This window comes from Lentibacter sp. XHP0401 (assembly GCF_025751535.1).
GTDB lineage: Bacteria > Pseudomonadota > Alphaproteobacteria > Rhodobacterales > Rhodobacteraceae > Lentibacter.
The window spans coordinates 46,768-57,729 of sequence record NZ_JAOWLC010000016.1 but is presented as its reverse complement, the minus strand read 5'-3'; the positions used below and the strand labels follow the sequence as shown (position 1 = coordinate 57,729).

The following is a 10,962-nucleotide window of genomic DNA, read 5'->3' as shown; positions in this document are numbered from 1 at the left end:
TGTCCCCCCCCCCCCCCCCCAACCCCCCCCCCCCCCCCCCCTGTTTTGGGGCGGCCTTCGGCGCGGGGGGGGGGGGGGGGGGGCCCCCGGGGCCCCCCCCGCCCCCTTGGGTGACGCACGAAGTGCGGCGCAATACCTTAGAGCTGTCGCGACTTGGCTTTTGTTGCGTTTTGGATATTTAGAGCAATAAGAAAGATCAGCTCCGGCTTACTCAAAGGTCCACCCGCGATCAGGCTAACGCGTCAATCCTTGTCGCAAATACACGCCGAAGTCGAAAACAGGACAGACCACTCCTTCCCAAGCGGCAGTCTGGCTGAATGTTTGAACGCCGTATCCCCGAGTGGCTCCGCCACGCGCCAGCCCCCTCTGTGCATGGTTTCGCTCTTCTTGCGGGGCTTGAAGGCGTCACTCGTGGTATGCTCATTTCTGTTTTTCCTATCGCGCTTTACGAGGCCCTTGGCAGCGCCTCTGCTGTGAGCGAAGTCTATTTCTATATTGGCCTTGCCTCGCTTGCTGTCGGCTTGCTTGTGCCCTACCTCAACCGCTTCATTCCCCGGCGCTGGCTTTATGCGCTTGGCGCAAGCCTCTTTGCACTCGGCTGCGCTTTGGCCATCGTCCTTGGGCCGCACGGCATTGTCCCTGCCCTCGCGCTCAATGCCATGGCCACTGTCATCACCTTTGTCTGTTTCAACGCTTATGTCCTCGACTACATCAAGCGCATCGAGCTTGGCCGCAGCGAAACATTGCGCATGGTTTATTCCGCTCTCGGCTGGACAGGTGGACCCCTTATCGGCATCTCGCTTTACACATGGTGGCAACCGGCGCCTTTCATCCTTTCGGGTGCTTCGGCCCTCACCATGATGGCGATCTTCTTTTACATGCGCCTTGGCAACGGCAAGCTCATCACCCGTGCGCGCCGCGCCTCGCCCAATCCTCTCGCCTTCCTTGCCCGCTTTGCCGCACAGCCCCGCCTTATTGCAGGCTTCTCCTTTGCGGTCATCCGCTCCTGCGGTTGGTGGGCCTATGTCGTCTACCTGCCGATCTACGCGGTGCAAAACGGCCTCAGCGACCAGCTTGGCGGCTTGCTTCTATCCATCACAAACGCCACGCTCTTCGCCTCGCCGCTCATCCTTAAACTGATGCAAATGAGCTCCGTCCGCTTTGCTGTGCGCACAGGTTTCATGGCAGCGGCCCTGCTGTTCGCGCTCGGGGGCTTGCTTGAGTCCTTCCCGCCTCTGGCCCTCGCCGCTCTGTTCCTCGCGTCGGTCTTTCTCATCACCCTCGATGTCTGCGCAGGCCTGCCCTTCCTTATGGCGGTCAAGCCATCGGAACGCACCGAAATGTCAGCCGTCTATTCCTCCTATCGTGATGTCTCGGGCATCCTCACGCCCGGCTTGTCCTGGGCCGTGCTGCTGGTTGCGCCTGTGTCGGGGATCTTCCTGCTCACAAGCGGCGCCTTCATTTGCGCTTGGATCATCTCAAGCACCTTGCACCCCCGCCTCGGCGCGCGGCGTCTTGTGCCTGCCGAGTAGTGGCGCACGCTGCATTGAACTAATTCCACTTCACACTTTTCGATTTAGGCGGTGCACGGTTTGTGCACGCAGGGTGCACATGTTTCACCCCCTGGACTCAACCGCTTTCGCTGCCATTAACCAAGCTGCACGGCACGTTTACGCCTCAGCCATCTCCGAGGTAGTCTTTCAGCGCGCGCGGTGGGTTGGCAAACAACTCTGCCGTCTCTCGCGGCGCTTCAGCAACACCATCGGCAACCACAATCACGCGCTGCGCAAAATGCTTCGCATCGCGCGGCTCATGGCTCACCATAAGCACAGCGCGCCTATGTTCGCTCGCAATTTCGCCAACCAGATCAAGCATTTCGCGGCGCAATGCAGGGCCAAGCGCCGCAAAAGGCTCGTCGAGCAATAGCAGCGGCTTGTCTTGGCAAAGCGCTCTCGCAAGTGCTGCACGGCTCGCCTGACCGCCCGAAAGCTGGGCAGGCTTGCGCGCCTCATAGCCTTTCAACCCGACCCGTTCCAAAGCCCCCATAACGCGCTCATTCTCCGCAGCGCTCAGCCTTAAGCTCACATTAACGCCCAAGGCTGCATTCTCGTACACGCTCAAATGCGGGAAAAGGTTCCCCTCCTGAAACAAGTTCGCCACCGGCCGCGCGCTTGGTGCGTTTTTGGTGATGTCCTGACCCTGCCAAAGCACCCGTCCACGCTGCGGCGCTATGAACCCGCCGATGAGCGCCAGAAGAGTCGATTTGCCCGCGCCTGACGGACCGATCACGGCCACCCGAGCTTCAGGCTCAAGGCTGAAATCTGCCGCAAGCACAAATCCGTCCTGCTCGTATCTCACATTCTCAAGCGTCAGCACCGCGCCGCCCTCCCCAATCAAACACCGCAAAAAGGCCAAAGCTCAGCATGACCAACAAAAGCGCCGCCCCCGCTGCCGCCTCCATACGGTAGGCCCCCATCAGGCGATAAACCTGCAACGGCAAAGTGGCGGTTTCCCCGTCGGCAAAAAGCGCGATAACGCCCAAGTCGCCCATAGAAAGCGCCGCTGCCAGCCCCGCCGCAAAGCCAAGGCTGGCGCGGATCTGCGGCCATATCATCCGCCGCATACGTGCCAATCCGCGCAGCCCCAAAGCATCGGCAAGCTGGCCAAAGTCTGCCTCCGCACGGGCATATTCAGGCGCAATGATCCGCAACGCAAAGGGCAGCGCCATCAAGGCATTCACCAACATTGTAATAGGTAAGGCAAGCGCCTGCGGGCTCGCGTAGGGGTTGATCAGAAGGAACAATCCGGTGCCCAAAACAAGAGGCGAAATCGCCAAGCCCAAAAGCCCGATCACCTCGGCGGCGCGCCCCTGTGCAGAGGCCAGCGCAAGCGCCGCTGCTATACACAAAACAGTCGAGCAAAGCGCAATGATGACCGAGGCCAACGCCGCGCTCCAGGCCGAAGCAGGCAGGCTCAGAACCTGCCCCGCACCGCGCACAGCAACCATCACCAGAGGCAGCATAATAAACAATACGGCAAGCCCAAGCACCAGCCCATCCTGCACTCTCAGCCAACGCGCGCCCGCATCCCACCTTTGCCGCACAGCACCCCGCCCCGCTCCAAATCCGGCCACCCGCCCAAGCTGTAGCGCGATAAGCCCCACGCCAAGCACCAGAGCCAACTGCACAAGCGCCAAAAGTGCCGCCCGCCCAAGATCAAACTCCAGATGAAACGCCTGATAGATCGCAAGCTCCAGTGTTGTCGCCGCAGGTCCGCCACCAAGCGTTAGCGCTACAGCAAAGCTGCTGAGGCATATGAGAAAAACCACCAGAAGCACAGCGGGCAACCGTTCTTTCAGCATCGGCAGTTCCAACCGCCGCATCACCTCTCGCGGACCCATCCCAAGGCTCGCCGCTAGGCGGAACCGCTCCTGCGGAATACTTTCCCAGCCTTGCAGCAAAAGCCGTGTTGCCAGTGGCAGGTTGAAAAAAACATGCGCCAGGACAACTCCGTGCAGCCCGTAAATTTGTACTCTTGGCAGGCCCAGAGCGCTCAGCCCCTCATTCAAAAAACCGCCTTGTCCAAAAACTGCCAAAAGGCCCATCACGGCCACAATAACAGGCAAAATAAACGGTGCTCCCATAAGCAAAACAAGCGCGCCCCGTCCATAAAACTGCCGCCGCGCAAGGGCGCGTGCCACAGGCACAGCCAACGCTGCGCTAAACAAAGCCGAGAGAACCGCCTGCAAGATCGTAAACTTCAGCGCCGCCCAATCCGCCACCACCAGGGCCTCTGGCCATCCCGCGCGCAGGCTCACAGCCCCGATAGGAACCAGCACCAACAAGAGCACCAGCGCAGCCGTTACCGCGCTGGTGGCCTTGCTTATTGCGACAGCGCGGCGCGCCATTCTTCCAAGGCTTCCGCACGTATTTCTGCCGCCTCATCCGCCGACAAAAGCAGCGCCTTTTCCGGCTGCACAAGGCTCTCGAACCCTTCAGGCAAACCCGCCTCAGGAGTCACGGCTGGATACATCCAGTTGGTCGTCGGAATGACACTCTGGAAAGCATCCGTAACCATAAACTCAAGGAAACTGTCGGCCAGTTCAGGCACATCACTCCCGGCCAATTTGCCCGCCACTTCCACTTGCAGGTAATGCCCTTCCTCAAACAAAGCCGCCTTCTTGCCATGGTCGTCCTCGGCAATCATATGGTAAGCGAGCGATGTCGTGTAAGACAAAACCATGTCCGCCTCACCCTCCAGAAACAACCCATAAGCCTCTGACCAGCCCTTGGTCACGGTGACGATATTGTCCGCAAGCCCTTCCCAGATCGCAGGAGCTTCCTCACCATAAGCCGCCTTCACCCACATGAGCAGGCCAAGCCCGGGGGTTGATGATCGCGGGTCCTGAATAAGGATTCTCGCATCACTCCCGGCCAGCGCCTTAAAGCTTACAGGCGCATCAAATTCCGCCTGGTGGACAAAGGCAAAATAGCCCCAGTCATACGGCACAAAAAAGTCATCCGCCCAGTCCACAGGCAGGCTATATTCAGCACTCACAGAATGCGGCGCAAACAGCCCCGTTTCCTTTGCCGCCGCCGTCAGGTTGGTATCAAGCCCAAGCACAATGTCTGCTTCGGTGCGCGCGCCCTCAAGACGTAGCCGCGAGAGCAGCCCCGCGCCGTCCCCTGCCGCGACAAACTTCAAATCACAGCCACAGACCTCTTCAAAAGCCGCCTCAATCTGCGGCCCGGGGCCCCATTCTGATACAAAACTATCGTAGGTATAGACAACAAGTTCAGGCGTCTCTGCCGCTGCGATTCCCGCAGCCGACACAAAAACTCCCGTAGCAAATGCAAGATGTTTCATCTCATCCTCCTCATATTGCGACGGGCGGAGATAGTGGGATGAATATCCGACCTTCCCTCCGCCGGTCCTAACCGGTTCAGGTTCAACGGGTCCGCTTTCGCATCTCAGCTCACATGAGCCCCCCGAGGTAAGTTCAACCTATGCAGCCCGCACGCGCTGCACAAGCCCTGTCTTTTTTCTTGCCAAAAATATCCCGGGGGGAGCGCGAGGGGGGCTGGCCCCCCTCGCACGGATCGGATTGCGCGCAAGCGCAATTCGACATAAACCTCAGCGCAAAGGAGCCGCCCCATGAGCCTAAACACATTCGGACACCTCTTCCGCGTCACCACATGGGGCGAAAGCCACGGCCCCGCCCTCGGCGCCACAGTCGATGGCTGCCCCCCGGGCATCCCGCTCACCGAAGACATGCTGCAAGTCTGGCTCGACAAACGCCGCCCCGGTCAGAACAAAAACACCACCCAAAGGCAGGAAGCCGATCAGGTGCGCATTCTCTCGGGCGTCTTTGAAGGCGTCACCACAGGCACGCCGATCCAGCTGATGATCGAAAACACTGACCAGCGCTCAAAGGATTATGGCGAAATCGCACAGACATTTCGCCCCGGGCACGCAGATATCACATATCACCAAAAATATGGCCTGCGCGACTATCGCGGGGGTGGCCGCTCCTCGGCCCGCGAAACAGCTGCACGCGTGGCCGCTGGCGGGGTTGCCCGCGCAGCTCTCAAAGCCCTAGCCCCCGAGCTTGAGATCAAAGGCTACATGACAATCATGGGCGAAATGGAGATCGACCGCTCCAAGTTTGATTGGGCCGCGATCGACCAGAACGATTTCTGGATTCCACAGGACGAGGCTACAGCCAAAGCATGGGAAGCCTACCTCACGCGCGTGCGCAAAGACAAAAACTCCGTCGGCGGCGCCGTTGAAATTGTCGCGCGCAATGTTCCTGCAGGCATTGGCGCTCCGATTTACGCCAAGCTCGATACCGATCTCGCCGCCGCGATGATGAGCATCAACGCTGTGAAGGGCGTCGAAATAGGCGAAGGCATGGCCGCCGCCCGCCTCTCTGGCACAGATAACGCCGACGAAATCACCATGGGCGCCAACGGCCCCGAATACAGCTCCAACCACGCGGGCGGTATCCTCGGAGGTATCTCTACGGGGCAGGATATTGTCGTCCGTTTCGCCGTGAAGCCGACCTCGTCGATCCTCACGCCGCGCGCCTCTATCAAGCTTGATGGCAGCGCCACCGAAGTTGTCACCAAAGGCCGCCACGATCCTTGCGTCGGCATCCGCGCCGTGCCTGTGGGCGAAGCGATGATGGCTTGCGTGATCCTTGATCACATTCTCCTGCACCGTGGCCAGGTCGGCGGCGCTATTGGCGAGACCCGCGGAAAAATCGGCTGATATGCTCGCCGTCCTCGGTATCACCCTTCCCATCTTCGCTGCCGTGGCGCTTGGCTATATCTGTGTTCGTGGCGGGCTTTTCAAACCCTCCGACATGCGCCTTTTCGGCAGCTTCGTGCTAAACGTATCCTTGCCCGCGCTGCTTTTTCTGGCTGTGGCCACCCGTGATGCGCTCGAGGTTTTCAACCTGACCTATATCGCCGTTTTCGCCGTTGGCGCACTCCTCACCATCGCCGCTTCTTACACCGTTCTCACCCTGCTCAAAACCTCCTCCAGCCGCCGCGCTGTCGCAGTCATGGGCACGTCCTGCCCCAACTCGGGCTTCATCGGTTATCCTCTGATGCTGCTGGCTTTCCCCGATGTGGCGGGGCAAATTCTTGCCCTCAACATGCTGGTGGAGAACTTCCTGATTATCCCGTTCTGTCTCGTGCTTTTCGAGCTTTCTAAAGAACGCGGCAGCGCGAGCATTCCCCGCCTCGTCGCACAAATCGCTCTCAATGTTCTGCGCCGTCCGATGGTCATTGCGCTACTTCTTGGGCTTACAGTCTCGCTGCTGAAGCTCCCTCTCCCCGAGCCGCTCACTCGCACAACCGGCCTCTTCGCGGCCTCGGCCTCGGCGCTGGCGCTCTTCTCGATCGGCGGCGCACTTGTGGGTTTGCCTTTCAAGGGTCATCGCGCGCTCGCTGCACTCACAGCCACGGGCAAGCTTTTGCTTCACCCTGCCATGGTCGCCCTCGCGCTTGCTCTGGCAACAGCACTCGGCCTGCCACCTCTCAGCCGCGAGCTGGCGGCAGCGGTCGTGCTTTCTGCGGCGGTTCCGATGTTCGCAGTTTACGCGATCTTTGCATCAGAACTGGGTCACGAAGGCATGGCCTCTATCGCCCAGATGGTCGCCACAGGAGCCTCTTTCATCACCCTCAGCGCGCTGATGCTCTGGCTGCTCTAGGAAGCCACCGGCTTTTGCTTTGAAAGCTGAACCGCAAGAATACCCAGCGCAATGATAGCCACACCGAGGAAGTCGTGCCAATCGAGCGCTTCACTCAGCACAACAGCTGCAATGCTGACCCCGATGAACGGATTGAGAAAGTGAAACGTCGCCGCCTTAACCGCGCCGATGCGATCAACGAGCAGGAACCATATCAAAGTCGCCCCCAGCCCCGGAACGAGCGTGGTGTAGATAAATGCCAGAACCAGCGGCGTGCTCATTTCCATATGCGGCGGCTCCAAAGCCAGCGCCGCCAGGAACAGCGCAAAAGAACCGACAAGCATCTGCAAACCGACAACCATCAGAAAGTTCCCCCCCGATGTTGCTCCGCGTAGCACAAGCGTCGCTATCGTCAGCGCCAGCACCCCGATCACACAAAGCCCGAGGCCGTAAAGATCGACCCCGCCACCCATCCGCGCACCCATAATGATGCTCACGCCAATCACACCCGCAATAAGCCCGGCAAGCGCCAGGGGCTTCACCTTATCCGCAAAGAAAAGCCACCCCGCAACCGCGACAAGCAAAGGCATGGTCGAAGCAATAATCGCAGCGAGTGACGCCTCGATGGTCTGCATCGCTACAAAGTTGAGCCCAAGGTAGAGCGCGTTCTGACAGAGGCCAAAAACAATCGTTGCGCGCCACTGATTACGTGTCAAATTCCACGTCTGCCCCATCAGTCGTGCAATCAAAACACCCAGCAAACCCGAGATCAGAAAGCGCAACGACAGCGCCCAGAGCGGTGAGGCATATTCCACAATTATCCGCGCCGAGGTAAACGCACTTGACCACATGAAGGCAAATGCCACGCCCATAAAAATTGCTCTGATGTCCACGCGTTTTGTCTCCAAATACGAAAAAGGGCCGCCTCTGGGGCGACCCTTTCGTAAACTTGTGAAACATTCAAGCTTCGTAGAAAGGCCTTAGCCGTTCACGCTGTCTTTCAATGCTTTCGCGATTGTCATTTTAACAACCTTGTCAGCTTCTTTTTTGATTTGCTGACCTGTGGCAGGGTTACGGACCATACGCTCTGGACGCTCACGGCAATAGATTTTGCCAACGCCTGGAAGGGTCACGGCACCGCCGCCTGAAACTTCTTTGGTGATGATCGCGATGATTGAATCCAGCGCGCCTGTCGCTGTCTTCTTGTCCGCACCCATTTCGTCTGCGATCGCTGCAACAAGCTGGGTCTTTGTCATTGGTTTTGTCATTGGATAGTCTCCTGTAATTGCCCGATCTTGGGCCCCATCGGCGTCATATAACTGTATGAAGCGCGGCAACACAACGAATTGTGTGCCAAAACCTCAAGAAAAACTGCATTTTGCGGCGATTTTCTGCCTCTAAAGGAAGGCAGTTTCGTTAAAACTGCGTAATTTGCGGCTATGCAGCCGTTCCAGAGGCATATCACGAAGCGACTCCATCGCTTTGATCCCGATCATCAAATGCCGCTCAACCTGTGATTTATAGAAATCGCTGGCCATTCCGGGGAGCTTCAGTTCGCCATGAAGCGGCTTGTCCGACACGCACAAAAGCGTCCCGTATGGCACACGGAAGCGGAAGCCATTGGCCGCAATCGTCGCGCTTTCCATATCAAGCGCAATGGCACGACTCTGGCTCAGGCGCTGCACCGGGCCATCGGTCTCGCGCAACTCCCAGTTGCGGTTGTCGAGGCTGGCCACAGTCCCGGTCCGCATAACGCGCTTCAAGTCATACCCTTTCAGGGCCGTCACATCCGCAACCGCCTCTTCCAGAGCAATCTGGATTTCTGCCAGCGCCGGAATAGGGACCCATACAGGTAAGTCATCATCCAGCACCTTGTCTTCGCGCAAATAGGCGTGCGCCAGAACAAAGTCACCCAGAAGCTGGCTGTTTCTCAGCCCCGCACAATGCCCCACCATAATCCAGGCATGTGGGCGCAAAACAGCAATATGGTCCGTGGCCGTCTTGGCATTCGACGGGCCAACGCCGATGTTCACCAGTGTAATCCCGGAGCCGTCTGCACGCTTGAGATGATAGGTCGGCATCTGCGGCTGTTTCTCTGAAATTTCCAAAGGCGCATCCGCCTCGGTGATCGCGGCATTGCCCGTGCCAACAAAGCTGGTATAGCCGCTTGCCTTGTCCGCCAGCATGGCCCGTGCATAGGCCTCAAACTCGTTTACATAGAACTGGTAGTTCGTGAACAAAACGTGGTTTTGAAAATGCTCCGCCTCTGTCGCCGTATAATGCGTAAGCCGCGCCAATGAATAATCCACGCGCTGCGCCGTAAAAGGCGCAAGCGGCTCCGCGCCAGCTTCTCCGCCCTGAAATGTTCCGTTGACGATATCATCATTCGTTGTGCTCAAATCAGGCACATCAAACACATCACGCAAGGTAAACTCTGCCGCGCCTTCCTGCGGCACGGAAATGCGTGTGTCATTGGCCACAGCAAAATGGATCGGAATAGGCGTTTCCGAATACCCGATCTCTACAGGCACACCATGATTTTCCATAATCAGCTCAAGCTGCTGAATAAGGTAATTACGAAACAGATCAGGCCGCGTGATCGTTGTCTCGTGCCGCCCGGGCTGGGACACATGGCCATAACTCAGCCGGCTGTCGATCTGCGCATAACTCGTCGTTTCAACCCGCACCATAGGATAAAATGCCCGAATCCGCCTGTCTTTTGGCGGTGTCTTCATCGCCTTGGAAAACGCTTTGCACAGAAAATCGCAAGAAGCTTCATAAAGCACCTCAAGACGCGCCACAGCCTCACGCGCATCTTCAAAGCGCTGGAATTCGCCCCGTTCCGGTGTCACAAATTGTGAAGGCATGTGCCACTCCTCGGCTTATAAAACGAAACCGGCATACGCCCCGCGCTGCCGGATTTGGCCAAAGGTTGGCACGAAGCCCCGAGTTGTTCAAGGAGCCAAACCATGACCATGCCCAATCTCACCCACTGGCAAGAGCGCGTTGATCTCGCCGCCGCCTTCCGCTGGACAGCACGGCTCAATATGCACGAAGGCGTGGCCAATCATTTCAGCCTCGCCGTAAATGACAGTGGCACGCGCTTTCTGATGAACCCGAACCAGATGCACTTCTCGCGCATCAAAGCTTCCGACATGCTCGAGATCGACGCGAATGATCCTAGCACGCTCACAGGCCCGAACGCACCAGATCCGACAGCATGGGGCTTGCACGGCGGGCTGCACCGCGCCTGCCCGCACGCGCGCTGCGCTATGCACGTGCATTCGATTCACGCAACCGTGCTGGCCTCCCTCGCTGACAGCCGACTCCCGCCCATTGACCAAAACTGCGCCACGTTTTTCAACCGCTATGTGATTGATGATCACTACGGCGGCCTCGCTTTCGAGGAAGAAGGCGCACGCTGCGCCGCGCTCTTTAAAGATCCAAAACAAAAGGTCATGATCATGGGCAACCATGGCGTGCTGATCATCGGCACGACAGTGGCGGAAACCTTCAATCGCCTCTACTATTTCGAGCGCGCAGCCGAAACTTACATCCGCGCGCTGCAAACAGGCCAGCCCCTTCGTATTCTGCCCGACAACATCGCCGAAAAAACCGCGCAGGAGATCGAAAGCTACCCCGAGCAGGACACCCGCCACCTCGCAGAGCTCAAAGCCATCCTCGATGAAGAAGGCTCCAGCTACGCCTCGTAGCCCTTTCTTTTTGCCATAAATATCCTGGGGGTCCGGGGGCAAAGCCCCCGGCGG

10 protein-coding genes and 1 riboswitch are annotated in these 10,962 nt (G+C 58.4%); of the genes, 4 read left to right on the top strand and 6 right to left on the bottom strand.

The window, feature by feature from the left end:
- Positions 1–317: 317 nt before the first annotated feature.
- Complete coding sequence (locus OE750_RS17295; RefSeq protein ID WP_263765567.1) at positions 318–1,532, top strand: MFS transporter; 1,215 nt, start codon at positions 318–320, stop codon at positions 1,530–1,532.
- Between the two features lie 145 nt (positions 1,533–1,677).
- Here OE750_RS17295 and OE750_RS17290 read toward each other — a convergent pair whose 3' ends face one another.
- Genes OE750_RS17290 through thiB form a run of 3 tightly spaced genes read right to left on the bottom strand, consistent with a single transcriptional unit; the run spans position 1,678 to position 4,866 of the window.
- On the bottom strand, positions 1,678–2,376 hold the full coding sequence (locus OE750_RS17290; RefSeq protein WP_263765566.1) for an ATP-binding cassette domain-containing protein: 699 nt from the start codon (positions 2,374–2,376) through the stop codon (positions 1,678–1,680).
- Complete coding sequence (locus OE750_RS17285) at positions 2,363–3,907, bottom strand: ABC transporter permease subunit (RefSeq protein ID WP_263765565.1); 1,545 nt, start codon at positions 3,905–3,907, stop codon at positions 2,363–2,365. The genes OE750_RS17290 and OE750_RS17285 overlap by 14 nt, the downstream gene beginning before the upstream one ends.
- A complete protein-coding gene (gene thiB, locus OE750_RS17280; RefSeq protein ID WP_263765564.1) occupies positions 3,883–4,866 on the bottom strand; it encodes a thiamine ABC transporter substrate binding subunit in 984 nt (327 codons plus the stop codon). The genes OE750_RS17285 and thiB overlap by 25 nt, the downstream gene beginning before the upstream one ends.
- Before the next feature lie 36 nt (positions 4,867–4,902).
- Positions 4,903–5,001: riboswitch (TPP riboswitch) on the bottom strand.
- 153 nt (positions 5,002–5,154) lie between these two features.
- Here thiB and aroC point away from each other — a divergent pair.
- Positions 5,155–6,270: a chorismate synthase gene (gene aroC, locus OE750_RS17275; protein ID WP_263765563.1), complete on the top strand. Its 1,116-nt coding sequence runs from the start codon at positions 5,155–5,157 to the stop codon at positions 6,268–6,270.
- Complete coding sequence (locus OE750_RS17270; protein ID WP_263765562.1) at positions 6,242–7,216, top strand: AEC family transporter; 975 nt, start codon at positions 6,242–6,244, stop codon at positions 7,214–7,216. The genes aroC and OE750_RS17270 overlap by 29 nt, the downstream gene beginning before the upstream one ends.
- On the opposite strand, the gene OE750_RS17265 is transcribed toward OE750_RS17270, so the two are convergent.
- The 3 genes from OE750_RS17265 to OE750_RS17255 form a co-directional block, all read right to left on the bottom strand.
- Positions 7,213–8,088 carry a DMT family transporter gene (locus OE750_RS17265; protein ID WP_263765561.1) on the bottom strand — a complete coding sequence of 292 codons (876 nt, stop codon included), beginning with the start codon at positions 8,086–8,088 and terminating at the stop codon, positions 7,213–7,215. The two genes, OE750_RS17270 and OE750_RS17265, sit on opposite strands and share 4 nt — an antisense overlap.
- An 87-nt stretch (positions 8,089–8,175) precedes the next feature.
- Positions 8,176–8,463, bottom strand: coding sequence for an HU family DNA-binding protein (locus OE750_RS17260; protein ID WP_263765560.1), 288 nt, complete (start codon positions 8,461–8,463; stop codon positions 8,176–8,178).
- Between the two features lie 129 nt (positions 8,464–8,592).
- Entirely contained in the window at positions 8,593–10,062 is a 1,470-nt protein-coding gene (locus OE750_RS17255; RefSeq protein ID WP_263765559.1) for an AMP nucleosidase, read from the bottom strand.
- Between the two features lie 102 nt (positions 10,063–10,164).
- On the opposite strand from OE750_RS17255, the gene OE750_RS17250 reads away from it, so the two are divergent.
- Positions 10,165–10,908, top strand: coding sequence for a class II aldolase and adducin N-terminal domain-containing protein (locus OE750_RS17250; protein WP_263765558.1), 744 nt, complete (start codon positions 10,165–10,167; stop codon positions 10,906–10,908).
- Positions 10,909–10,962 lie beyond the last annotated feature (54 nt).

What these genes read in the sequence shown, in the direction of transcription:
- OE750_RS17295 (WP_263765567.1), top strand. Translation starts at nt 318, where the DNA reads ATGTTTGAACGCCGTATCCCCGAGTGGCTCCGCCACGCGCCAGCCCCC.
- OE750_RS17285 (WP_263765565.1), bottom strand. Translation starts at nt 3,907, where the DNA reads ATGGCGCGCCGCGCTGTCGCAATAAGCAAGGCCACCAGCGCGGTAACG.
- thiB (WP_263765564.1), bottom strand. Translation starts at nt 4,866, where the DNA reads ATGAAACATCTTGCATTTGCTACGGGAGTTTTTGTGTCGGCTGCGGGA.
- aroC (WP_263765563.1), top strand. Translation starts at nt 5,155, where the DNA reads ATGAGCCTAAACACATTCGGACACCTCTTCCGCGTCACCACATGGGGC.
- OE750_RS17260 (WP_263765560.1), bottom strand. Translation starts at nt 8,463, where the DNA reads ATGACAAAACCAATGACAAAGACCCAGCTTGTTGCAGCGATCGCAGAC.
- OE750_RS17255 (WP_263765559.1), bottom strand. Translation starts at nt 10,062, where the DNA reads ATGCCTTCACAATTTGTGACACCGGAACGGGGCGAATTCCAGCGCTTT.
- OE750_RS17250 (WP_263765558.1), top strand. Translation starts at nt 10,165, where the DNA reads ATGACCATGCCCAATCTCACCCACTGGCAAGAGCGCGTTGATCTCGCC.